Here is a 23,815-nt window from a genome sequence, read left to right on the forward strand (position 1 = left end):
ATCCCGCTGCATCTCACTCCTTTGTGTGGGCCTGGCAGGTCTCATGCGTCGATGGATTCCGCGAGGGGGGACGCGGTGCAAATCGCATGATCGCGGCTCTCGTTAATCGAACCGCTTCGATGAAGATAGAAGGTGCAGGGGTGATTCGTCAAGACGAACGGCATGGTGCAGCCCGTCAGACCACGACGCACGGCGCGTGGAACCGCTTCGCCCACCGGCAGGGCATCTGCGGCACGGCGAACGTGGGCACCGGAACGAAAACGACGACGGCGATCCGGGCTCTACGTCGGGGCCACCGCCGCCGTGGCGCTCGATGCGGTTCCGTGCACGTCACCGGACTGCGGTGACAGCGGATGCCGTCAGCCGCGAACGCCCACCACCGACGTGCCGCTCTGCGGGCAGTTCCAGGCCCACCGGGCGCGACCCGCGGCGGCCACCGGCACGGTGCTGACCTCGACGGGGCCTCCGGCCGCATCCACGACCGACACCACCACGTCATCGTCCACCTCGACGACGACGCTCGCCTCTGGATCAGACCGCAGCTCGGCTCGTTCGAGCCGCCCGTTCCTCCACTGCAGATCCACCTCGTGTCCGCCGCGGGCACGCAGTCCGCTCACGGATCCGGTGTGCCAAGCGTGCGGAAGCGTCGGCAGCAGCGAGAGCGCGTCGTCGTGGCTCTGCAGCAGAAGCTCGACGACGCCTGCGATCGCTCCGAGGTTGCCGTCGATCTGGAACAGGGCGCCGCCCGGCCGCTCTCCGTGCGGATGCAGGTCGAGCAGTGAGGGCGAGCTGAGCTCGTGCACGAGGACCCCGATCGAGGTGGCCGCCAGCTCCTTGTCCCGCAGCCGGGCCGCAAGGCACAGCGTCCACGCCTGGCTCCAGCCCGTATACCCGCTGCCGTTCTCGAGCCGGAAGGCGAGCGTGCGACGTACCGCCTCGAACTCTTCCGGCGTGCGGGTCTCGGTGATCCGCGTGCCGGGGAAGGCGCCGTAGAGGTGCGAGAAGTGTCGGTGGCCCGGTTCCGTCGACTCCAGTCCGGCAGGCCACTCGCGCAGGAGGCCATCGGGGCCGATGGCGGGCATCCGCAGACGCGCCAGCGCTTCCGCAGCTCTCCCGGCGATCGGGTCGGGTTCGCCCAGCCGTTCCGCGAGTGCCACGTGTCGGGACAGGAGCTCGTGCGTGATCTCCTGGTCGATGGTGCTGCCCGCCGTGACGGATACGACGACGCCTGCGGCATCCCGGAAGCTGTGCTCCGGCGAGCTGGAAGGGCTGACGACGAGGGATCCGTCGTCGTCGACGAGCTGGTCGAGCACGAAGGCGGCTGCCTCGCGCACGACGGGCAGTGCCCTCTCGCGTGCGAACCCGTCCGACCAGCGGTGGTCGAGGTGCGCGCCGAGATGAGCGGACATCCAGGCCAGCCCGAACTGCCAGTTGGACCACTGCGGGTTGCCGTCGACCGGCGCCGTGAAGCGCCACGCATCGGTGTTGTGGTGGCACGCGGCGCCTGCGGCCAGGTAGCGCAGCACTGCGGTGTCACGGCCCGCAACGGCGAGGTCGCCGAGCAGGTCGAAGAACGGCTCGTGCAGCTCCGCGAGATTCGCGGCCTCGGCTCCCCAGTAGTTCATCGGTGCGTTGATGTTCGTCGTGTAGTTGCTGGACCAGCCGGGGCGCACCTCGTCGTTCCAGATGCCCTGCAGGTTGGCCGCCTGCGATCCGGCGCGAGACGAGGAGATCAGCAGGTAGCGGCCGAAATCGAAGTAGCGCTGGGCATCGACCGCACCGGAATCCTGCGAAGGGGTGAGGTCGAGTCGCACGCGGTCGAAGAGCGACGCGTGGTCTGCCTCGTGGCGTGCAGCGAGCTCATCCGTCGAACGGGCGATGGCAGCCGCGACCACGGATCGTGCGCGCTCGGCGAGCATCGGCAGGTCTGCGGAAGGACGCCGGTCCCATCCACGGAAGCCCGTAACGGCGGTCGCGATGAGCCGTGCTCCGCTTGGCGTGCGCTGCACGGCTGCGGCGAGCGCCCAGCCCATGCCTGCCTCGACGGTTCCGTCCTCATCCGGCTCCCCGGCGGAGTAGCTCACCGGATGCTCGCTGCGCACGTACTCCGGAACGACGTGCGCGGGCGCGCGGCCGACCACGATCAGCCACTCGATGTCGCCGACTCGTTCCAGGCGCACGTCGGCGCCATCGTGCGGGGTCGCGAACACCGGAGCCGGCGCATCCGACAGAGATGACTGCACGACGAGCACGTCATCCGGATGCGACACGAACGCACTGAGCACGTCCCCACCGACGCGGACCTCGGAGCGGGCGCGACGCAGATCGAGGATGCGTTCGTACGTCAGCGCGAGATCGTTTTCGACATCGTTCTCCGCACCTCCCTCGTCCTGGATCGGCTCCGCGGAATGCGCCCCAGCATCATCCGCTCGCCACCGCCAGCCGAGGCGTCCGACCGGCTGATACGACTCGGTCCAGGTCTCCGACTGGAGACGCCTCGCCCAGACGTCGGCCGTCGCGTGATCGCCGCGGGCGATGGCTGTTCGCATCTCGCGCAGCGTGTGCCCTGGCGGCTCGTCGCCGCGCGGTGCGTGATCCCGTTTCGGTCCGCCCGACCACAGCGTGTCCCGGTTGAGGTCGAACCACTCTTCGCCGGTGCGGCCGTACGAGGCGGCACCGAGCGATCCGTTGCCCAGCAGGAACGACTCGTGGAAGAGCTCCGCCGGACGATCGAGGCTCACGGACGACGGATCGAGAAGGGGGTCGGGCATGGGCGGTCTCCAGACTGTCGGGCTCGGCTCCCTGAGCGAGCGAAGCGAAACGATACCGGCCTGCTGCCCGAACAAGCGCACCCACCAGCTTCCCGAGCGAGCGTGATCCCAGCTCGCTCAGGAAGCTCGTGGCTCGGGGCGCGCGCGGCTCGGCGGCCTCTTCGCCACGCGGCACCCTGTCAGTGCGCGAGCTTGGCCGCGGCGGAGCCCCACTCCGCCAGCGCCTCGCGCACGTCATCACGTGCCTCGTTCGCCAACGCTGTCGCGTAGGCGTCTTCGAGCACGTCGGCCAGCAGAACGGTGCGATGCTCGGCAGCCGACAGCACGGCGGCCTCGACCATCGCAAGGCTGTGCACGTTGGAGTGCACGTCGCCCGACGGTGTCGTGCCGGTGTGCAGCGCGTCGACGAACTCGTCGAGTGCTCCAGCGATCTCGGGGCGTACGGTCGACGATCCGTTTTCGACAGCAGCTGCGCCCTCGCCGAACTCCGCGACCGGATCCCCGTCGCCGTCCCACGCGACGGTGCCGTGTGCGCCGCTGATGCGCCAGGACCCGTTCCACGATGTCTCTAGACCAGGGCTGCACCAGCTGCCGGCATAACTGAACCGCGTGCCACCCGCGAACTCGAAGACCGCGGTGGCCGCGGCGTCACCGCGGTACCAGCTCCAGGACGGGTTGAACGTGCGACAGTCCACGCTCACGGGGTCGGCGTCGAGCAGGTAGCGCGCGACGTCGAATCCATGGATGGCCATGTCCACGAGCAGCGGATGATCCATCTCGTCCCGGAATCCGCCGAAGTGCGGCGCCTTGAAGAACTCCGTCGTGACGAATCCGATGCCACCGAGTGCGCCGGCCATCGCCTTCAGCCGGGCCAACTGCGGATAGTACCTGCGCGACTGGCTCGTCATCAGGAGTCGACCGGTGATCTCCTCTGCCGCGATCAGCGACAGCGTCTCGGCGACAGTGGGCGCGATGGGCTTCTCGCACAGCACGGGCAGGCCGAGGAACAGCGCCTCGGTGTTCACCGCGTGGTGCGCGGGGGGCACAGTCACGTCGATCACCGCTTGGGCGTCGGATGCCGCAGCCACCTCCGCGAGCGCGCCACCGACGACGACATCGAGGCTGAGCTCGGCCGCGGCGCGACGAGCCAGCTCGACGTCTAGGTCGACCAGGCCGACGAGGACGACGCTCGGGGATCCGGCGAGCATGCGCATCCACGCGCGCCCCATGTTCCCCGCGCCGACGAGCACGACGCGCAGCGGACCTTCGCCGCCCGTCCGCTCGAAGGCGCTGCCCTTCGCATCGCCGGTAGATGCGAGCCCGCTCATTCGGCGTCGGCCGTCTCGTAGTCGCTGTTGCTCAGCGCGCCCTGATATCCCCTGCCGTTGAAGAAGTCACCCGTCTCGTAGCGCAGCAGGGTCGGCAGCTTGCGGCTCGGACGATCGGATGCCACCCAGGCGACGCCGTTCGCGATCACGCGCCGCACGTCCTTGTGGTGGTACACGGGAAAGTCCTGGTCGCCGGGGCTGAAGTAGAAGATCTTCCCGTTGCCGCGGCGGTAGGTGATGCCGCTGCGGAACACCTCTCCCCCGGTGAACGACGAGATGAAGATGATCTCGTCGGGCTTGGGCACATCGAACTGCTCCCCGTACATCTCCTGCTGCGGGATCTCGATCGGATGCGGAACCCCTTGGGCGATCGGATGCGTCGGGTCGACCGTCCAGACCAGTTCGCGGTCGTGCTCGCTCCGCCACCGCAACGTGCAGGTGGTGCCCATCAGCTTCTGGAAGATCTTCGACCAGTGCCCGGAGTGGAGGACCACCAGCCCCATGCCCTCGAGCACATGCCGATGCACTCGCTCGACCACCTCATCCGACACCTCGCCGTGCGCCGCGTGGCCCCACCACGTCAGCACATCGGTCTGCGCGAGCCGTTCCTCGGTGAGCCCGTGCTCCGGGTCGTCGAGCAGGGCGGTCGTGACGCTGACGCGGTCGCCGAGGTTCTCCTCGATGCCCGCCTTGATGGCGTTGTGCATGCCGTCCGGGTAGAGCTCGGCGACGTGCGGCTCGAGCTGCTCGTGCCGGTTCTCTCCCCAGACCACGACGCGCAGTGGCGTCGATGCGGTGGTGTCCATGTGTGTCTCCTTCGTGACGAATTCCGCTGTCGGAACGGGTGTCGGTCGCACCGCGAGGCGCGACGGTCCGTCCGGCGTCCAAGACCCTGTCGGGTCCTCGTGTCGGCTGCTGGTGGTGTGCGTGTGCGACCTGGATGGCGCTACTTGATGGCGCCTCCCAAGGCTCCGGCAGCGATGTACTTCTGCGCCAGGATCAGCAAGATTCCCGCAGGCACGGAGGCCATCACCGCCGTCGCCATGACCGGTCCCCACTGAGTGGCCCCGTTCGCGCCCAGATAGTTGTAGATGCCCAGGGTGATCGGCCTGACTGCCGGGGTACTGGTCAACGTCAGGGCGAAGAGGAAGTCTCCCCACGCGCCGAGGAACGTGAACAGTGCCGCAGTGATGATCGCGTTCTTGCTGATCGGAACCACGATGGCGAGGAACGCCCTGAAATTGTTCGCGCCGTCGACCAGCGCCGCCTCGACGAGGCTGGTCGGGATGGATGCCATGAACGCTCGCATGAGGATGATCGCGAACGGAATCTGCGCCGCGCTGTCCGCCAGGATCAGTCCGACATACGAGTTGAGCAGACCCCAGTTGTTGAAGAGGGCGTACAGCGCGTTGGCGATGACGATCGTCGGGATCATCTGCGTGATGAGGAGCACGAAGACGAAGGCGGTCATCCCCTTCATCCTGAAGCGCGCGAGTCCGTACGCGGCCGGTGTGGCGACGATCAGAGTGATGAGGACGGCACCGATGGAGATGATGAGGCTGGTGGCGAGGTTGCCCGCCTGCTGGGTGAGGGCTGCCTGGTATCCGGCGAACGTGGGATGGACAGGGAACCACTCCGTGTTCGCGGCGCCCGAGTTCGACTGGAGGCTGCTGTTGATCATCCAGTAGACCGGGAACACCATGATGGCGAGGAACAGGATGCCGAGCACCGTCATCGGCCAACGCCTGGCGTGCCTGCGTCGGTGCGCGCTCGACCCGGTGGGCAGCACGAGAGCTGTCGTGGCGGTCATTCGTCCACGCCCTTCCTGTTCATATAGAGGTAGAAGATCGCGAACGCGAGCGACACCACGATGAGCACATTGCTGATCGCGGCTCCCTGGCCGAACGCGAACTGCACGAACGAGTTCTGATACGCCCAGGTGGCCAGGGTCTGAGTGGAGTTCGCCGGCCCGCCGCCGGTGAGCCCGAGGATGATGTCCACCACCTTCAGTGTGTAGACAACGCCGAGCACGATGACCACGCTCACCACGGAGCGGATGCTCGGCCAGGTGATGTGCCAGAACGCGCGCCAGCCGACCGCCCCGTCCAATGCAGCCGCCTCGTACAACTCCTCAGGCACCGACTGGAGCCCGGAATAGAGGATGGTCGCGTTGAACGGGATGCCGAGCCAGACGTTCACGCCGATCACGGCGATCAGCGCGAGGTTCGGGCTCACCAGCCACGGGACCGGATGCACCCCGAAGATGCCGAGGAACTGGTTCAGCGCCCCGCTGCCCTGGTCGAGGATCCACTTCCACACGGCCGCCGACGCGATGAGCGGAAGCAGCCAGGGCAGCAGAAGGAGCGAACGCAGGAATCCGCTGAGCGGGAAGTGCCGCTTGAAGAACAGCGCCAGCCCGAGGCCGATGCCGAACTGCAGCACGATCGATCCGATGGTGAACAGCGCTGTGTTGATCACCGTCGTCATGAAGATCGGATTGCTGAACACCTTCTCGTAGTTCGCGAATCCCACCCACGGGGCCAGCCCCGTGTAGAAGGTCGCGGTCGTGTAGTCCTGCAGCGACATCACGACGTTCTGCACGATCGGATATCCGAAGAACACCAGCACGAAGATGATCGCCGGCGCCACGAACAGCCATCGGGTGAGGTACCGGCCGATGCGAGGCCCACGGCGTCGCACACTGTTCGAGCCGCTGCGCTCCGTGGCGCGCGGTGTGGTCCGGTCGACGCCGGCATCCACTGAGGTCATATCACGCTCCTTTGCGGAATCGGACAACAGGCGGACGAAGCTCACGCTCCGTCCGCCCGCGTCGACCTACTTGTTCTGCGTCTGCGCCTGCTGGAGCGCGTCTGCCGGGCTGGCCTTGCCGGTCAGCGCCGTCTGCACCGCGGTGTAGATGGCGGTGGCGGCCGTCGGCCACTTCGGTCCGAGCTCCGCGGTGCGCGCGCGAGCCGTCTTCACGGTCTCGACGAAGGACTGCACCTGCGGGTGGGACTTGCCCCAGCTGTCCGCCGACGCCTGGTCGGAGGGCACGTTGCCGGTGAACTCCGCGATCTTCAGCTGTTCGGACGGCTTGTTGATGCACTGGACGAGCTTCGCTGCGAGGCCCATCTTGGTCTTGTCGCCGGTGTTGGGAACGTTGAAGGCTTCACCGCCGAGGGGCGAGACGACCTTCTGCGACGTCGTGCGCGTCGGGATCGGCACGCTGGCGAAGTTCAGTCCCTTCGTCGAGTTCAGCACGGGCAGCTGCCACGGGCCGTTGATCATCATGGCCGCCTTGCCTGCGACGAACTGGTTGTTGACGTCCTGCTGGCTCCAGTTCACGGAGCTCTTGGACATGGATCCGTCGTTCTGCAGGTCGACGTCGAACTGCACGGCCTGGGCTGCCTCTGGCGTATCGATGTTCTTCTCGTTACCACCGTTCGTCCAGAAGAAGGGCAGGAACTGCCAGGTGCCCTCGTAGGTGTTGATGTTGCTCATCGCGAACCCGTAGACGCCCTTGCTCGGGTCCGTGAGCTTGGTCGCTGCCGCCTTCAGCTCGTCCCAGGTCTTGGGCGGTGTGACGCCTGCTGCCTTGAGCATGTCGACGTTGTAGTACAGCGCGATCGAGTTGATCACCGGTGCGAGTCCGTAGAGCTGGTCCTTGTACGTTCCCGCCTTGACCACGGCCTGCACGTCACCGCTCGGTGCGCTGATGCCGAAGTTCTTCAGCGGGGAGAGCGCGCCCGTCGCCGCGATCTGCTGGATGTCGGGGTTGTCGAGCATGAGCACGTCGGGCATGGTCTTCGACGAGACCTGCTGCAGCACCTTCTGGATCAGCGCGGCTCCGGCGATGTGCACCGGGTTCACCTTGACGCCGACCTCGTCGCCGCACTTCTGGTACTCCTTGTTCCAACCCGACATGCCCGGATCGGAATTGAAGTAGTCCTCGACCGTCAGCGTCGGCTTCGACCCCGACGAGTTGTTGCTTGATCCCGAACATGCCGCCAACGACAGGGAGATCATCGCCACTCCGGCGAGAGCCGCGAGGATGCGTGTCTTCTTCACGGAAAGCTCCTTTGCTTCGTTCTGATTGGTGCTTGGTACTGAGTGGGTCGCGCACGGATGCACGGGCATTGCTGTGCTTCGAACTCGTTGTTCCGGCATCCGATGGATGCGTGTAGTCAAGCGCTTGACCATTACTCCATAAGAAGAGCCGTGAGCTCGACATCGAATTCTCCGGCAAGTGCTTTCAGGCATTCTGGACACCCTCGCCGCGCCAAGTCAAGCGCTTGACCGAAATCGATGGGATACTGTGCGCACACCACAGCGGAGGAAGGGAGGCCGACGTGGTCACGATGCAGCAGGTCGCGGACCGTGCGAACGTTTCCATCTCGACGGTCTCGTTCGTGGTCAACGGCACGAAGCCGGTCACTCCGGAGACGCGTGATCGCATCCTCAGCGCCATCGACGAGCTGGGCTATCGGCGCAACAGCATGGCCAGGGCGCTGGCCAGCCGCAAATCGCATGTGATCGCGCTCATCTATCCGCTGCTCGACCACCGGCACCACCACTCCTTCGTGGATGCCGCCGCCACCGCTGCCGAGGAGCTCGGCTACAGCCTGGTGCTCTGGCCGATCCACAGCGACAACGTGACAACCGAGATCACCTCGCTCATCCAGGCGGGATTCGCCGACGGAGTGATCCTCATGGAGGTGCAGATGGAAGACGAGCGCGTCCAACACCTGCAACGGGCGGACGCGCCGTTCGCGCTGATCGGCCGCACGCGCGAGCTCGACGGCATCGACTACGTCGACATCGACTTCGAGCGCTCGATCGAGACGGCGATCGATGATTTCGCGGAGCTGGGCCACCGCGAAATCTGTCTCGTGGTCGAGGATCTCAGCGGAACCCCGCTCGCCAGGTACAGCCCGCCGCTCCGCACGGAGCAGGCGTTCAACGAGACGATCGCCGCACGCGGCCTGACCGGGACCGTTCTCCGCGTCGGCCACGACTCGGCATCCGTGCTGCCGTTGACGGAGCAACTGGCACGTCACGCGCCCGACGCGACAGCGGTCATCGCGGTGCACGACGAGGCGGCGTTCTCGCTCGTCAACACTCTGCAGCGTCGCGGCGTGCGCATCCCGGAGGACATCTCCATCGTCGGCGTCGCCACCTCGACGGCGACGGGCGACCTGCTCACTCCGCCGCTCACCACCTATCAGGCGCCAGGCAGCCCGCTCGGCCGGCTCGCGGCTCAGGCTCTCATCGCCCGCATCGAAGGCCGGATGGACGCCCCCACCCAGATGCGCATCCCGTGTTCCCTGCACGAGGGCGGATCCGTTGCGCCCGCGCCCCACGGTCGCGCTCCGTTGACGAAGCTGCTGGGGATCGCCGCAGCATAGGTCGCAGCGACGGCACGTCGATACGCGACCGGATGCGTCGTCATGCTGGAGATCAACAGGGCTGTCGGACTCGGCATGGTGGACCGAGCGCTCACCCGGCTGATCCTCTCCGGAGCGCTGGACGAAATCACCGATCGATGCCGGTTCCCCTCGGCGTCGACTGCACGCTCGACGCCGACCGTCGGGAGCTCGTCGCCACCAGCGCAGTGACGGTCTAGTGATGGCACCGATCCGCTGATCCGCAGACCGGAACCGAACTCTGCAACGCCCCTGTACGCACCCCTCAACGTCTGATATGTTTACTGTCGCAACAAATACTCATCGACGATGCTGAAGGATTCTTCTCATGGCAGTCACGCCCACGCGCGCAGACAAGTTCTCTTTCGGTCTCTGGACGGTCGGCTACAACGGCACCGACCCGTTCGGCGGACCGACCCGCAACTCCCTCGACGTCGTGCACGTCGTCGAGAAGCTCGCCGAGCTCGGCGCGTACGGTCTCACCTTCCACGACGACGACCTGTTCGCCTTCGGGTCGAGCGACGCCGAGCGTCAGAAGCAGATCGACCGTCTCAAGGGCGCGCTCGCCGACACCGGACTGATCGTGCCGATGGTCACGACCAACACATTCTCGGCCCCCGTCTTCAAGGACGGCGGCGTCACGTCCAACGACCGCCAGGTGCGTCGCTACACGATCCGCAAGATCCTCCGACAGCTCGAGCTGGGTGTTGAGCTCGGCGCGAAGACCTTCGTGATGTGGGGCGGACGCGAGGGTGCCGAGTACGACTCGGCCAAGAACATCCAGGCCGCCCTCGCCCGCTACAAGGAGGCCGTCGACTTCCTCGGCGACTACGTGCTGTCGCAGGGCTGGGACATCCGCTTCGCGATCGAGCCGAAGCCGAACGAGCCGCGCGGCGACATCCTGCTGCCGACCCTCGGCCACGCGATCGCCTTCATCGACTCCCTCGAGCACCCCGAGCTCGTCGGCCTCAACCCCGAGGTGGGACACGAGACGATGGCCGGCCTGAACTTCACCTCCGGTGTCGCCCAGGCGCTCTACCACGGCAAGCTCTTCCACATCGACCTCAACGGCCAGCGCTCCATCAAGTACGACCAGGACCTCGCGTTCGGTCACGGCGACCTGCACAACGCGTTCTCCCTTGTCGACCTGCTCGAGCACGGCGGCGTGAACGGCGGACCGGCCTACGAAGGCCCCCGCCACTTCGACTACAAGCCGAGCCGCACCGAGGACGAGTCCGGCGTGTGGGCCTCCGCCAAGGCCAACATGGAGACCTACCTGCTGCTCAAGGAGCGCGCGGACGCCTTCCGCGCCGACCCCGAGGTGCAGGAGGCGCTCGAGGCCGCGAAGGTGTTCGAGCTCGAGCAGAACACGCTCAACGACGGCGAGACGATCGACTCGATCAAGGCCGACCGCAGCGCGTGGGAGGACTTCGACACCGACGCCTACTTGAACGGCAAGGGCTTCGGCTTCGTGCGTCTGCAGCAGCTCGCCACCGAGCACCTGCTCGGCGCTCGCTGATCCGACAGTTCCACCTCGCAGCTCCCTGAGCGAGCGACGCGAGTCGAATGGTGCGCCTTCCGGCGGTACCCTTCCACTCGCCGGCGCTCGCTCAGGGAGCCGTTTCACGTCCACCGCCGAACCGACCCAAAGGAATCCCATGACTCTCATCGCCGGGGTCGACTCGTCGACTCAGAGCTGCAAGATCGTCATCCGCGACCTGGAGACCGGGGCGCTCGTGCGGTCCGGACGGGCGTCCCATCCCGACGGCACCGAGGTCGACCCCGCAGCGTGGTGGGTCGCACTCGGCCAGGCCATCTCCGATGCCGGCGGTCTCGATGACGTCTCCGCCATCTCCGTCGGCGGACAGCAGCACGGCATGGTCGTGCTCGATGCCGACGGTCGCGTGATCCGTGACGCCCTGCTCTGGAACGACACCCGCAGCGCCGCAGCAGCCAGCGTCCTCACGGACGAGGTGGGAGCCGCGCAGTACGCCGAGCGTGCAGGCGCCGTGCCCGTTGCATCCTTCACCGCGACGAAGCTGCGCTGGCTGCGGGATGCCGAACCCGAGAACGCCGCGCGCGTCGCCGCCGTGGCCCTCCCGCACGACTGGCTGACCTGGCGCCTGCTCGGATACGGTCCAGCCGATGAGTCCCCGCTCGGACCCGACTTCGACGCGCTGGTCACCGACCGCTCCGACGCATCCGGAACCGCGTACTGGTCGCCCCGCGACGACGCATACGACCTCGGCCTGTTCGAGCGTGCACTGGGTCGTGCCGGCCGTGCGGCGATCGGCGTGGCAGCCGACGACGCGGAGCGTGCGGAAGCGACGGCCGGTGCCGTCGTGCTGCCGCGCGTGCTCGGTCCTGCGGAGCCCGCAGGGACAACGGCCGAGCAGAGCGGCGCCGTCGTGGTGCGAGCCGGGATCCTGGTCGGACCCGGCGCCGGGGACAATGCGGGGGCCGCGCTCGGACTCGGGGCAGCATCCGGCGACGTCATCGTTTCGCTGGGCACCAGCGGCACCGTCTTCGCCGTGACCGACACGTCGGCGCACGACACGACGGGCGCCGTCGCCGGGTTCGCGGATGCCTCCGGCCGTTTCCTCCCACTCGTCGCCACCCTGAACGCAGCCCGTGTGCTCGGCTCGGTCGCCGACCTGCTCGATGTGGACTTCGACGACTTCGCGGAGCTGGCTCTGCGTGCGCCAGCCGGCTCAGAGGGCGTCGTGCTCATTCCCTACTTCGAGGGCGAGCGCACCCCGAACCTGCCGGAGGCGAAGGCGAGCCTGCACGGACTGACGATCGCGTCGAGCCGTCGCGAGAACCTCGCCCGCGCCGCCGTCGAGGGCATGCTGAGCGGTCTCGCCGCCGGCCTCGACGCCGTGCGCGCGGTCGGTGTGCGCGAGCAGCGCCTGCTCCTGGTGGGCGGCGCCGCACTGAACCCCGCCGTCCAGGCCGTCGCCGCGCAGGTGTTCGACGCCCCCGTCGTCATCCCGGCACCAGGCGAGTACGTCGCGAACGGTGCAGCGGTACAGGCCGCATGGGTGCTCAGCGGCGTCCGTCCCGAGTGGACGCTCGACGTCGTCGCCGCACCTGCACCAGACCACAGGCCCGTCATCCGCGAGCAGTACGCACGGTACGCCGGCGTCGTGGCCGAGCGGCCGACGGAGGTCTGAGGCCTGCGCCGACCTCGACGGCGCGTCCTCTCTTTTCGGTCTCCATGGCATCCGCACTGCCACCGTCTGCGGCCCGGCTTCCACCGTTGACGGTTCGCGGAGAATCATGGGTGGACACGAACGCTTCGGCGGGCTGACACCGGTCGGCGGACCGTCGTCAGAGCGGGCAGAGCACATCGGGAGCCTCTGGAGGTGAGCCCGATCCGAAGCGACGGTTCTCCCCTTTGCCGTACTGCATCGCCACTCCGTCGAGGCGCAAGATCGGTGTCGTCACGTCACGCTCCCGCCACGTCTGCACGCTCGCGGAACGGACGCCCGCGCTTCGGTGTCTCGGTGCTCAACGGCAGCGGCTTGGCGACTTCGGCACTCGCGCGCGCCAGTCTGCCCTCCGTGTGATCCAGCCAGCGCAGCTCGCCGTCGAGGCTGAAGATCTGGCCGTCCACGATGAGCAGATAGGCGAGGTCCTCGGCCGTCTTCGGCTCGTCGATCGCCTCCTTGGTGCGCGTGAGGTCCTGCAGGAGCCCGAGGGTCGACATCCGCTGCACCTGAACGACCCGAGCCACGTCGACTCCGGGGAGGGTGGATGCGATGGCCAGCTTGATCGCGAACTCGTCTCGGGCCGCCGATTGCCTGTCCACCGGCGACGACAGCCACGCCGCGACCGAGTCGTGGCCGGCATGCGTGATCTCGAAGTAGCCGCGGCCCTCCTGGTCGGACTCGCCCTTGGCGACGAGGCCGTCGCGCTCCAGGCGTTCCAGGGTCTGGTAGATCTGTCCGACGTTGAGTGGCCAGGTGCCGCCTGTGCGGCGGTCGAACTCGCTGCGGAGCTGGTAGCCGTAGCAGGGGCCCTGGTCCAGGATCGCGAGCAGACTCTGACGAATCGACATGACTGTTTTATATAGCAGGTAAGTGAATACCCGCAATAGCCAGCGTCGCCGGTTGAGCCCGACCGGCGGCGGCACTCAACCGGTGGTATGCCCTACGCCTCGGCCAGCTCGTGCATCCGCTCCAGGTAGGCCTGCGGGGTCGTGTCGTCGACGATGCGTCCCGCCGAGACCACGAGCACGCGTTGCACCCAGTGCAGCGACTGCGGTCGGTGCGTGACCACGAGCGTGGTGCGTCCGCGGGCGATGAGCCGCATTGCGCGGTCCACCCTGCGCTCGCTGGAGAGGTCCAGGTTGGAGGTCGCCTCGTCGAGGATGAGGATGCGCGGGTCGACGATCAGCGCCCTCGCCAGGCAGATCAGCTGTCGCTGACCGTTGGAGAGCGAGCGGCCGCGTTCCGTGACGATCTCGTGGTATCCGCCGGGCAGTCGGGAGATGAACTCGTGCGCGCCGACGATCCGTGCTGCGGCCTCGACCTCTGCATCCGTCGCATCCGGCACGGCGTACGCGATGTTGTCGCGCACCGAGCGGGTGAAGAGGAACGGCTCCTGGGGCACGTATCCCAGACGGTGGCGGTACTCGGCCGAGTCGAGGGTCTGCAGCTCCTTGCCGTCGATGAGGATGCGCCCATCGGTCGGGTCGTAGAACCGGGTGACCAGCTTGATCGTCGTCGACTTGCCTGCGCCGGTCTGGCCGACGAACGCGACGCGCTGCCCGGCCGGAATGTGCAGGTCGACGCGGCTGAGGGCATCCATCGTCGTGCCGGCGTAGCGCAGCCGAACACCCTCGAGACGGATGTCGCCCACCACCCGCTCCACCGGCTGCGGGTCGGCGGACTCCGGCGTCGACGACGGGAGTCCCAGCAGCTCGCGGATGCGCACCAGCCCCGCCCTGGCGCGCTGGTACGCGTCGAACACGGTGGACATCTGCTGCACCGGCGCGAACACCTGGGCCAGGTAGAGCAGGAACGCGAGCAGCGTTCCGATGCCGAGGCCGCCGGCCTGGATGAGCAGGAATCCGACGCCGAGGACGGCGATCGTCGCCGCCGTCGACAGGAACTCTACCGAGGCGACGTACACCGTATTGGCGAAGGCGCTGCGCTGTGCCCACCAGATGAACTGGCGTCCGAGCGCCGCGAAGTCGTCGAGGTTGCGGGCCTCGCGCCGGTACGCCTGCGTCACGCGGATGCCCGCCATCGACTCGGCCAGGTCGGTGTTCAGCATCGACGCCCGCTCTCGCAACTCGTCGTAGGCGACGGATGCGATGCGCCGGTACCACCACGTGACCCCTGCTGCCAGCGGGATGACGCAGAGCACCACGAGCGCGAGCCGCCAGTCCAGTACCGAGATCACGACCGACATGCCGGCGAACGTGAGCACCGCCATGATCAGGTTGATGACCCCGGTCTGGAACAGCTGACCGATCGAGTCAATGTCCGATGTCATCCGCGTCATGATGCGCCCGGTCTGGGTGCGGTCGTAGAAGTCGATGCCGAGTCGCTGAAGCTGCCCGTAGACGCGCGTGCGCATGGCCAGCAGCAACCGCTCGGAGGTGCGCTGCGTCCACAGTTGAGCGTTCCGCTGGTCGAAGAACAGCGCGATGGTGAGCAGCACGGCGATCACGAAGACGACGAGCAGCATCGGAACGGACTTGCCGAGCATGCCGGCGTCGACACCCTGCCGGATGATCAGCGGGTTGACCAGCCCGATGAGCACCTGGATCACCACGAACACGAGTCCGACCGCGAATCCCTTGCTGTAGGGGCGCAGGAACCTCCCCAGCCGGAACGGCTCGCGATTCCTGCTCTCCTCGCCCATGTCCACCCCGGGTTCGTCGTGGAACTCCGGCAATGCCGCGATCCTCGCGGTGACGGCCGGAGACGTGCTCAGGTCGAGCAGACCCGGCTGTTGCGGACGCGACGGATGCCACGCAACCGGCGACGCCGCGAACCGCCCGTACCGTGCATCCTCGAGCAGCGCACCGGCGCCGGCGTCTTCATCGGATGCCAAGTCACCGAACAGCTCGCGGTAGAGCTCGCTGCGCTCGAAGAGCTCCTCGTGGGTGCCGGTGTCGGCGACGCGTCCGGCATCCATGATGACGACGCGATCGGCCATCCGCACCGTCGATTCGCGGTAGGCGATGATGATCGTCGTGCGGGCGTCGAGGAACGGACCGAGGTTCGCGTGGATGTCCCGCTCGACGCTCACGTCGACGGAGCTCGTCGCGTCATCGAGCAGCAGGATCTCGGGGTCGGTGAGGATCGCCCTTGCCAGGGCGACGCGCTGACGCTGGCCGCCGGAGAGCGTCATCCCCTGCTCGCCGATGACCGTGTCATAGCCCTCTGGCGTCTCCGTGATGAAGTCGTGGGCCATCGCCGCACGGGCAGCGCGCTCGATGGTCGCGGGGGTGGCATCCGGCACACCGTAAGCGATGTTCGCCGAGATGGTGTCGGAGAACAGGAAGCTGTTCTCGAAGACCACACCGACCCTGGAGCGGAGTTCGGCGACAGGCTGGTCGCGAACATCGATGCCGTCCACGAGGACCCGGCCGCCGTCGACGTCGTAGAAGCGCGGAACAAGATGCGTCAGGGTCGACTTGCCGGAACCGATCGTGCCGACCAGTGCGACCGACTCCCCCGGCGCGACGCGCAGCGAGAAGCCGTTCAGCACCGGACGGTCGTCGGCCTCGTCGTAGCGGAAGTCGACGTCCTCGAAGACGATCTCACCGTCCGTGCGCTCAGGGGAGATCGGATCCGCCACCTCCGTGAGCGTCGGCGCCAGGTCGAGCACCTGGCCGATCCTCTCGATCGCGGCCTCGCACTGGGGAAGGTTGCTGAGCACCATGCCGGCGGTCTGCGCGGAGCCCGCGAGCCCCGTGAGGTATCCGGTGAAGGCGAGGAACACGCCGACCTCGATGTTCCCCATCAGCACGAAGACGCCCCCGACGAGCAGGATGACCGCGATCCCGAGCTGCGGTCCCGTTGCGAGGGACGCCGAGAACGGAGCCCGCAGCCGGATGGCACGCACCCTGGCGCGGTACATGTCCCTGAGCGCGCGGTGCAGGCGTGCGCTCTCCTGCGCCTCTTGTCCGAATCCGCGCACCACGCGCACGCCCGTCATCGACTCCTCGACCTGGGTCGTCATGTCGGCCTCGAGCTGCTGGGCCTGCCAGCCGGCTGCGTGCGCGTTGCGGCGCATCCGCTGGGTCACGACGAACACCCCGGCGATGATCACCACCACGATCGCGGCGAGGATCGGAGACAGCGTGACCATGACGACGACAGAGACGAGGGCGCCCACGATCGTGGAGACCAGCTGCGGGAACCATCCGATGAAGATCTGCACCCAGAGCAGATCCGAGCTGGCGCGCGAGACCAGCTGTCCGCTCTGCAGCTGCGAATGGCCGGCGAAGTCGAGGCGCTGCAGCGCGTCGTACATGCCGTTTCGCATGTCGTACTGCACCGCGTACGACGCCTTGGCGCCGAGGTAGCGCCACGAGAACGACAGCACGAGCACCACGAGACCGACGGATGCCATGACGATGAGCCACGGCAGGATCGGCACGTCGTGCTTCACGATCGCGTCGTCGACCACGACTTGCTGGATCCACGGCAGCATCGACACGAGCCCCGCGTACACCGCGGCCAGTCCCATGGCGGATCCCACGAGCAGCCGGTGACGGATGAGGAGCGGCAGGATGCGCCTGCGCCACTCGGCTCCGACGGAGTGCGTGTCGGAGCGATCGGCCCCGGGAGCGGCCGCGTGCTCCGCCTGCGCGTCCGGACGCTGCTGCGATCCGCCGTCAGCGGCTCCCGTCGCTGCCGCTCCCGTGCCCGTCGAGCTCCGAACTGAGGCCGGAGCTGACGATTCTTCGCGGGCGTCGGCAGGACGGACGGATGACGGCTGCAGGCCGTCGTCCGACCGGTGGCCGGCAGCCGGCGGCCTGGCGCCGCGCCTGCGGGCTCGCCGGTTCGGTGCGACGGTCGGGATCTCACGGGTGGACGGGGACACGGAAAGCACGCTCCAATGGCGTCGAGGGCTGCGCGGCGATGATGCAGTGCGCAGGGAAGAAGGAGGGCGGGACGGATTCCCGCGTCGGAGGGACGGTCAGCCACGACGCCCGGCGTCATGACGCGACGATCGAGGGCGAGAGCCTACGACCGCCGGCGCTGACGGATCAGGGCAGAATCACCTGGCAACACCGGCTTCGGATGATCGTGAGCGGTCACGGACAGGTTCTCCATTGAACCAGTCCAGTGTCGAACGTGATAGCCAGAGGCCTACTTATTCAGGAATCCAATGGCAGTCAGTGATGCGGGCCATGGCGGATCGGTGCCGAAAAGCGGAAATCCGGTCCGACGCACCGCGCCCACCATGAGGGCTCGGCGTGTCGGACCGGACTTCTGTTCGCACGCTGCCGGCTGGACCGGCGGCGGTTCGAGTGTTCGTCCTACCCCTTCACGGCTCCGGTGAGCCCACCGACGATGCGGCGCTCGAAGATCGAGAAGAACAGCAGAGCGGGCAGCATCGAGAGCGACGTGAAGGCGAGCACCTTCGCGGTGTCCTGCGAGTACTGCGACGAGAACGCCTGCACGCCGAGCGGCAGCGTGAAGTTCCCCTGCGAGTTGAGGATGTACAGCGGCAGCACATAGTTGTTCCAGGCGCCGACGAACGCCAGGATCCCCACCGTCACCACACCGGGCAGCGACAGCGGGATCACCATGCGGAAGAAGAACCCGAGTCTGCTCGCACCGTCGATCGACGCGGCTTCCTCGATCTCGTTCGGGATCGCCTTGAGGAACGGCACCATGATGATGACCGTCGTCGGGAGGGCGAACGCGATCTGCGGGATCGCGACGCCCATCAGGTTGTCGATCAGACCGAGATCCTTGATCACGATGTAGAGCGGGGTGATCGCGATCACCAGCGGGAACATCAGGCCCGCGGCGAAGAGCGAGTACATCGCACCCTTGCCCTTGAACTCGTAACGGGCGAGAACGAAGCTCACCATGATGCCGAGCACGACGGTGCCGACGGTCGTCACGATGGCGACGATGGCCGAGTTCGCGAATTCGCCCCAGAAGGTCGACGACGCGAGCACATCCGTGTAGTTGCTGAACACCCACGGGTTCGGCAGCCCGGAGGGGCTCGTCGTGATCTGCGCGTTGGTGCGGAAGCCCCCGAACACGATGTACAGAACGGGTGCGATGCAGACGGCGATGAAGATCAGGGCGATGAAGTAGGTGAACGGATGTCCCCATCCGCGCGGCGCGTCCCTCGCGTCTGCACCAGATGCCTGCCGCCTCTTCGACGTCTGTCGTGCGGCAACGCTCGTCGCACTCATCACTTGGCTCCCTCGGTGACGGCGCCTTGAAGGTCACGGCGCAGGACGAAGCGCTGGTAGAGCAGCGCGATGATGAGCGAGATCACGAACATGACGACGGCGACGGCGTTGCCGTAGCCGAAGTTGCCTGAATTGCGCCCGTTGGCGACCATGTACGTCGCCATGGTCGAGGTGCCGGCGGTCGAGGCGATGTACTGGCCCCAGATGATGTAGACGAGGTCGAACAGCTGCAGTGACCCGATGATCGACAGGAACGCCCAGATTCGGATCGTCGGTCCGAGCAGCGGGAGCGTGATGCGGCGCTGGATCTGCCAGTACGAGGCACCGTCGATCTGCGCGGCCTCGAAGAGCTCCTCGGGGATCGACTGCAGCCCTGCGAGCATCAGGATGACTGCGAATCCGATGTACTTCCACGAGATGATCGCGAGCAGCGACCAGATCGCGACGTTCGGGTCGGAGAGCCATCCGGTCTTGAGGAACCCGAGGCCCATGTTCTGCAACAGGTCGTTCACGGCGCCGTTGCTCTGCAGCATCAGGCTCCACCCGGTGCCGACGATGACCTCGGAGATGACGTAGGGGACGAAGATCAGCACGCGGATGACCGAGCGTCCGCGGATCTTCTGGTTCAGCAGCAGCGCGAGGATGATCGCCAGCGGCCCCTGGATCACCAGGGACAGCACGACGATGACCAGGTTGTGCCAGAGGACGGCGTGGAACTCGGGATCCGTGAGGATCAGCCAGTAGTTCTGCAGTCCGACGAAGTCGGTGGCCGGGCCGTAGCCGTGCCACCGGAAGAAGCCGTAGTAGGCGGCGAGCGCGACCGGGAAGATCACGAACGCCACGAAAACGATGATCGCGGGGCCGGAGAGCAACGCGATCTCGAGCCGCATGCGCCCTCTGCCGCCACGGCGTCTGCGGGCACGCGGCGAGGTCGGGGACGCGGCGACCGCGTCCCCGACCGTGGAGGTGCCCTGCGACCGGCTGCCTACGGCAGTCTCAGTGTCCAGGGTGGTGCTCATTGTTGCCGATCAGCCCTTCGCCGCCGCGGAGTTGGTGTCCTTGACGATGTCGGCTGCCGTGCCCTTGCCTGCCAGCAGGTTGACGACGGCGGTGTTCATCGCGTTGCCGACGTTCTGGCCGTACAGCGTGTCGAGGTACTGCGACGCGTACCCGGCCTTGTTGAAGGCCTCGAGTGCCGAGACGTTGTACGAGGCGGTCACGACGCCCTGCGCCTGCTTGTTCACCGGGATGGAGTCGAACGCAGTGGCGTAGGCCTCCTGCTGCTCCTTGGTGACGAGGAACTCGAGGAAGTCGGTGGCTTCCTTGGGCGCGTTTTTCGAGACGGAGTATCCGTCGATGCCGCCGAGCAGCGCCGTCGAGTCACCCTTGCCGCCGTTGATCGCCGGGAACGGGAACCAACCGAGGTCGGACGGAACCTTCTGGTCGGCGGTGAGGCCGGCCATCACACCCGGGTCCCAGCTGCCCATGAGCTCCATCGCGGCCTTGTGGTTCGCGACGAGTCCGGCGGACGATCCTGCGCCCTGCTGGGCCGAAGTCGTGAGGAATCCGGAGTTGAACGGGTCGGACTTCAGGAAGGAGGCGAGGTCGTTGCCGGCCTTGGTCCAGCATCCATCGGAGAACTTGAGGTCCTTGGCCGTGGAGGCCATGGTCGTCTGGCTGCACTCGCGCAGGGCGAAGTTGTAGTACCAGTGAGCGGCGGGCCAGGCATCCTTCGCACCGACGGCGATGGCGTCGACGCCGCTCGCCTTGAGCTTGGCGACATCAGCTGTCAGCTCGTCGACGGTGGTCGGCGTCTTGGTGATGCCTGCCTTGGAGAACAGGTCCTTGCTGTAGTAGATGCCCTCGGGGAGGAAGTCGAGCGGCATGGCGTAGACCTTGCCGTCGATGGACGAGCCCGCGAGTGCTGCCGCGCCCGCATCGGTCTTCGCCGTCGAGGAGAGGTCGAGCGCCTGGATCTGGTCGGCGTCGACCATGGCCTGCATCTTGCCGCCGCCGCGCTGCAGGAAGATGTCCGGCGCGGAGTTGGAGTTCAGTGCGGTCTGGAGCTTGCCGTCCAGGTCTTCGTTCTGGATCGACTGCGGCTTGACCGTGACGTTCGGGTGGGCCTTGTGGTAGGCGGCAGCCGCGTCGTCGAAGAACTTCTGGCCGGGGCCGGTCGTCGAGTTGTCCCACAGCGTGATGGTGACCTTGCCGTTGTCGGACGTGGCGCTTCCGTTGCCGCTCGAGGCACACCCGGCGATTGCGAGCACGAGGCCCGCGCCGACCGCGATCGCAGCGAGACTGCGCATCTTCTTCATGTGTTCAGGTACTCCTTGGTCATCGTTGACATGTCTGGCAGACGGGTTTCCGGACGAGTTCTGCTGTGCTCGGGCGGATTCTGCAAAACGATTTCGATAACGTTTTCTATCACTGTTGACGCGGATCTGCGAATCGCCGGACGACACCAGCCCGTCCTGTACTGTGAACGGATGATCACTGGCGTCGACGCAGCCCCCCTGGCTTCGAGGGTGACCATCACAGACGTCGCACGGGCTGCCGGTGTCTCGGTCGCGACGGTGTCGAAGGTGATCAACGAGCGCTACGGAGTTGCCCCGGCCACGATCGAGAAGGTCACCAGGGTGGTCGAGGAGCTCGGGTACGAGTCATCGCTGGTGGCCAGCAGCCTGCGCAGGCATCGCACGAACGTGATCGGCATTCTGGTGGCCGGGTTCGAGCCGTACTCGGTGGAGCTGCTGAAAGGCGTCTCGGCCGCCGCCCATGACACGCAGTACGAACTGCTGGCCTATTCGGGTCCGCTGACGGATGTCGCGCCCTCCGGCTGGGAGCGCCGCTCGCTCTCGCGTCTGGCCGGCACGCTCATCGACGGCGCGATCGTCGTCACGCCGACCGAGACGCTGCCGAGCACGAGCATCCCCGTCGTCGCGATCGACCCGCACGCGGGCAGAGGCGGGCCGGCGACCGTGGACTCGGACAACCGCAAGGGAGCCCGCACGGCCACGGAGTACCTCATCGAACTCGGACACCGGCGCATCGCTCACATCCAGGGACGCGGCGATCTCGAGTCGTCACGACTGCGCGAGCTCGGATACCGGGACGCGCTGAAGAACGCCGGAATCCCGTTCGACGAGGCTCTTCTCGCCAAGGGCGAGTACCGGCAGAGCGACGCGGAGGACGCAGCAAGGACGCTGCTGGCGCTTCCGGATCCGCCGACCGCGATCTTCGCGGCGAACGACCTCTCCGCCCTCGGCGTGCTGCACGTCGCGGAGGAGCTCGGACTTCAGGTGCCCCGCGACCTCTCCGTGATGGGATACGACGACATCCCCGACGCCGCGAGCTCCTCTCCCCCGCTGACGACCATCGCCCAGCCGCTGGCACGCATGGGTGCCGAGGCTCTGCAGATGCTCACCAAGCTTCTGGCCGGCAAGGATGCCGCCCGCCACCGCCACCTGCAGGCCCGGCTCGTGGTGCGCGGCACCACTGCGGCATCGCCACAGCCGGCCGCTGTGCGGCCCTGAGTCGACCTGTGCCGGACGTCGCAGACCCGGTCAGACACGACGCACCACACGGTCAGGACTCGGCGTCTCGGACCGGATCGCCGACTATCCGTGCACTCCCGACCGCTAAGACTCCCGACTGCTAAGGCCGCCCGGCGCGCTCCGCGAGCACGGCTCCCGCACGCCGAAGCCAGCGCACCGGATCGTCGATCGCGGACTGCACGTCCCCCGCGAGCTCGGCCAGCGCGACCGCGTCGGCGAAGCCGACCGGCTTCACAGCTATCGAGCCGGCGACGAGGGCCATCGGCACACCCGCCGCACCTGCACGCTCGGCGACGACCGCCGGAGCCTTGCCGCCGTCCGTCTGGGCGTCGTAGCGACCCTCGCCGGTGATGACCAGATCCGCGCCGCTCAGGGCGTCGTCGAGGCCGATGGCATCCGCGATCGTCGAGGCACCGGAGACGAGGGTCGCGCCCCACGCGAGCAACCCGAATCCGGTGCCTCCCGCGGCACCAGCCCCTGATGTCGACGGATCCACTGCTGCGCCCGCGTCCTGCGCGGCACGGGCCCAGTGGGCGAGGGCGAGGTCCAGGGCGGCGCGCTGCGCGGCATCCGCCCCCTTCTGCTCGCCGAACACGTGCGCGGCCCCCGTCTCGCCGAGCAACGGATTCGTCACGTCGCTCAGCACCAGCGCACCGGATGACGGCAGCGGTGGCAGCTCGGAGAGGTCGACCCTGGCCACATCGGACAGGACTCCGCCACCCAGCTCCAACGGATCGCCATCCGCATCGAGCAGCGAGGCGCCGAGTGCGACCAGAGCACCGGTTCCACCGTCGGTGGAAGCGCTGCCGCCGATCGCGAGCAGGAGCCGGGAGACGCCGCGGTCGAGGGCATCGGCGATCGCCTGACCGAAGCCCAGGGTGTGCGCACCGAGCGGATCCGGATGGGTCATCAACGGAAGGCCGCTCGTCTCAGCCAGCTCGACGACCCCGGTTCCTCCAGGCAGCTCGGGCGTTGGCGGCAGCAGCGCCCAGGACGCTTCGACCTCCTGGCCGTCGGGCCCGACCACTTCGACGTGCACGCGAGAGGATCCGGGAACGGCGAGCAGGAACGCGTCGAGCGTTCCCTCTCCGCCGTCCGCCATCGGCAGTAGGACCAGCTCGTCGTCGGGACGCACATCGCGCCAGCCGGCGGCGATCGCGTCGCACACGTGAACGGCAGACGCCGAGCCCTTGAAGGAGTCGGGAGCGATCACGATCCGCATGGGGCAACTCTCTCGCATTCTCTGTTCACAACTCGGGATCGGCGACCCGATGTGGCGTGCCGAACACCGAAATCACGCGGAATCGGGCGAGTCCGCGACCGGCCGTCCCGAGTT

At 67.3% G+C, this 23,815-nt stretch carries 16 protein-coding genes; 4 read left to right on the top strand and 12 right to left on the bottom strand.

The genetic code is table 11. The annotated features are described in order from the left end of the window. Positions 1 to 359: 359 nt before the first annotated feature. The 6 genes from HII28_RS18525 to HII28_RS18550 form a co-directional block, all read right to left on the bottom strand. On the bottom strand, positions 360 to 2,771 hold the full coding sequence (locus HII28_RS18525) for a glycoside hydrolase N-terminal domain-containing protein (RefSeq protein ID WP_170027345.1): 2,412 nt from the start codon (positions 2,769 to 2,771) through the stop codon (positions 360 to 362). A gap of 179 nt (positions 2,772 to 2,950) precedes the next feature. Beyond that, positions 2,951 to 4,099: a Gfo/Idh/MocA family oxidoreductase gene (locus HII28_RS18530; RefSeq protein WP_170027346.1), complete on the bottom strand. Its 1,149-nt coding sequence runs from the start codon at positions 4,097 to 4,099 to the stop codon at positions 2,951 to 2,953. Beyond that, positions 4,096 to 4,905: a ThuA domain-containing protein gene (locus tag HII28_RS18535; RefSeq protein WP_170027347.1), complete on the bottom strand. Its 810-nt coding sequence runs from the start codon at positions 4,903 to 4,905 to the stop codon at positions 4,096 to 4,098. The genes HII28_RS18530 and HII28_RS18535 overlap by 4 nt, the downstream gene beginning before the upstream one ends. 140 nt (positions 4,906 to 5,045) lie before the next feature. Further along, the gene (locus tag HII28_RS18540) at positions 5,046 to 5,834 is read right to left on the bottom strand and encodes a carbohydrate ABC transporter permease (RefSeq protein WP_240978408.1); all 789 of its coding nucleotides are present in this window, start codon (positions 5,832 to 5,834) and stop codon (positions 5,046 to 5,048) included. A gap of 71 nt (positions 5,835 to 5,905) precedes the next feature. Then, positions 5,906 to 6,868: a sugar ABC transporter permease gene (locus HII28_RS18545; protein ID WP_170027349.1), complete on the bottom strand. Its 963-nt coding sequence runs from the start codon at positions 6,866 to 6,868 to the stop codon at positions 5,906 to 5,908. A 66-nt stretch (positions 6,869 to 6,934) separates the two neighbouring features. Further along, positions 6,935 to 8,167: a sugar ABC transporter substrate-binding protein gene (locus HII28_RS18550; RefSeq protein ID WP_346769411.1), complete on the bottom strand. Its 1,233-nt coding sequence runs from the start codon at positions 8,165 to 8,167 to the stop codon at positions 6,935 to 6,937. A gap of 290 nt (positions 8,168 to 8,457) precedes the next feature. Here HII28_RS18550 and HII28_RS18555 point away from each other — a divergent pair, with 290 nt between their 5' ends. The 3 genes from HII28_RS18555 (at position 8,458) to HII28_RS18565 (ending at position 12,695) form a co-directional block, all read left to right on the top strand. Then, positions 8,458 to 9,504, top strand: a complete 1,047-nt coding sequence (locus tag HII28_RS18555) for a LacI family DNA-binding transcriptional regulator (RefSeq protein ID WP_240978409.1) — start codon at positions 8,458 to 8,460, stop codon at positions 9,502 to 9,504. A 346-nt stretch (positions 9,505 to 9,850) separates the two neighbouring features. Continuing rightward, on the top strand, positions 9,851 to 11,041 hold the full coding sequence (gene xylA / locus HII28_RS18560; RefSeq protein WP_170027352.1) for a xylose isomerase: 1,191 nt from the start codon (positions 9,851 to 9,853) through the stop codon (positions 11,039 to 11,041). Positions 11,042 to 11,180: 139 nt separating this feature from the next. Next, a complete protein-coding gene (locus tag HII28_RS18565; RefSeq protein WP_170027353.1) occupies positions 11,181 to 12,695 on the top strand; it encodes an FGGY family carbohydrate kinase in 1,515 nt (504 codons plus the stop codon). Positions 12,696 to 12,970: 275 nt separating this feature from the next. Here the strand turns inward: HII28_RS18565 and HII28_RS18570 are convergent, their stop codons facing one another. From HII28_RS18570 to HII28_RS18590, 5 genes are all read right to left on the bottom strand, one after another. Then, entirely contained in the window at positions 12,971 to 13,582 is a 612-nt protein-coding gene (locus HII28_RS18570; RefSeq protein ID WP_170027354.1) for a PadR family transcriptional regulator, read from the bottom strand. Positions 13,583 to 13,674: 92 nt separating this feature from the next. After that, complete coding sequence (locus HII28_RS18575; protein WP_170027355.1) at positions 13,675 to 17,589, bottom strand: ABC transporter ATP-binding protein; 3,915 nt, start codon at positions 17,587 to 17,589, stop codon at positions 13,675 to 13,677. Positions 17,590 to 18,028: 439 nt separating this feature from the next. Then, positions 18,029 to 18,922, bottom strand: a complete 894-nt coding sequence (locus tag HII28_RS18580; protein ID WP_170027356.1) for a carbohydrate ABC transporter permease — start codon at positions 18,920 to 18,922, stop codon at positions 18,029 to 18,031. Continuing rightward, positions 18,922 to 19,941 carry a sugar ABC transporter permease gene (locus tag HII28_RS18585; protein WP_170027357.1) on the bottom strand — a complete coding sequence of 340 codons (1,020 nt, stop codon included), beginning with the start codon at positions 19,939 to 19,941 and terminating at the stop codon, positions 18,922 to 18,924. The genes HII28_RS18580 and HII28_RS18585 overlap by 1 nt, the downstream gene beginning before the upstream one ends. Positions 19,942 to 19,950: 9 nt before the next feature. Next, positions 19,951 to 21,240, bottom strand: coding sequence for an extracellular solute-binding protein (locus HII28_RS18590; protein ID WP_170027358.1), 1,290 nt, complete (start codon positions 21,238 to 21,240; stop codon positions 19,951 to 19,953). A gap of 210 nt (positions 21,241 to 21,450) precedes the next feature. Between HII28_RS18590 and HII28_RS18595 the strand changes: the two genes are divergently transcribed. Further along, complete coding sequence (locus HII28_RS18595) at positions 21,451 to 22,458, top strand: LacI family DNA-binding transcriptional regulator (RefSeq protein ID WP_346769412.1); 1,008 nt, start codon at positions 21,451 to 21,453, stop codon at positions 22,456 to 22,458. Between the two features lie 121 nt (positions 22,459 to 22,579). Here the strand turns inward: HII28_RS18595 and HII28_RS18600 are convergent, their stop codons facing one another. Then, positions 22,580 to 23,701: a glycerate kinase gene (locus tag HII28_RS18600; RefSeq protein ID WP_205865082.1), complete on the bottom strand. Its 1,122-nt coding sequence runs from the start codon at positions 23,699 to 23,701 to the stop codon at positions 22,580 to 22,582. Positions 23,702 to 23,815 lie beyond the last annotated feature (114 nt).

Source organism: Planctomonas sp. JC2975 (assembly GCF_012985205.1).
GTDB lineage: Bacteria > Actinomycetota > Actinomycetes > Actinomycetales > Microbacteriaceae > Humibacter.

Excerpts from the sequence above, each read along its gene's own strand:
- HII28_RS18580 (WP_170027356.1), bottom strand. The coding sequence starts at position 18,922 with ATGAGTGCGACGAGCGTTGCCGCACGACAGACGTCGAAGAGGCGGCAG.
- HII28_RS18540 (WP_240978408.1), bottom strand. The coding sequence starts at position 5,834 with ATGACGGTGCTCGGCATCCTGTTCCTCGCCATCATGGTGTTCCCGGTC.
- HII28_RS18590 (WP_170027358.1), bottom strand. The coding sequence starts at position 21,240 with ATGAAGAAGATGCGCAGTCTCGCTGCGATCGCGGTCGGCGCGGGCCTC.
- HII28_RS18570 (WP_170027354.1), bottom strand. The coding sequence starts at position 13,582 with ATGTCGATTCGTCAGAGTCTGCTCGCGATCCTGGACCAGGGCCCCTGC.
- HII28_RS18545 (WP_170027349.1), bottom strand. The coding sequence starts at position 6,868 with ATGACCTCAGTGGATGCCGGCGTCGACCGGACCACACCGCGCGCCACG.
- HII28_RS18535 (WP_170027347.1), bottom strand. The coding sequence starts at position 4,905 with ATGGACACCACCGCATCGACGCCACTGCGCGTCGTGGTCTGGGGAGAG.
- HII28_RS18600 (WP_205865082.1), bottom strand. The coding sequence starts at position 23,701 with ATGCGGATCGTGATCGCTCCCGACTCCTTCAAGGGCTCGGCGTCTGCC.
- xylA (WP_170027352.1), top strand. The coding sequence starts at position 9,851 with ATGGCAGTCACGCCCACGCGCGCAGACAAGTTCTCTTTCGGTCTCTGG.
- HII28_RS18530 (WP_170027346.1), bottom strand. The coding sequence starts at position 4,099 with ATGAGCGGGCTCGCATCTACCGGCGATGCGAAGGGCAGCGCCTTCGAG.
- HII28_RS18555 (WP_240978409.1), top strand. The coding sequence starts at position 8,458 with ATGCAGCAGGTCGCGGACCGTGCGAACGTTTCCATCTCGACGGTCTCG.
- HII28_RS18565 (WP_170027353.1), top strand. The coding sequence starts at position 11,181 with ATGACTCTCATCGCCGGGGTCGACTCGTCGACTCAGAGCTGCAAGATC.
- HII28_RS18585 (WP_170027357.1), bottom strand. The coding sequence starts at position 19,941 with ATGAGCACCACCCTGGACACTGAGACTGCCGTAGGCAGCCGGTCGCAG.
- HII28_RS18525 (WP_170027345.1), bottom strand. The coding sequence starts at position 2,771 with ATGCCCGACCCCCTTCTCGATCCGTCGTCCGTGAGCCTCGATCGTCCG.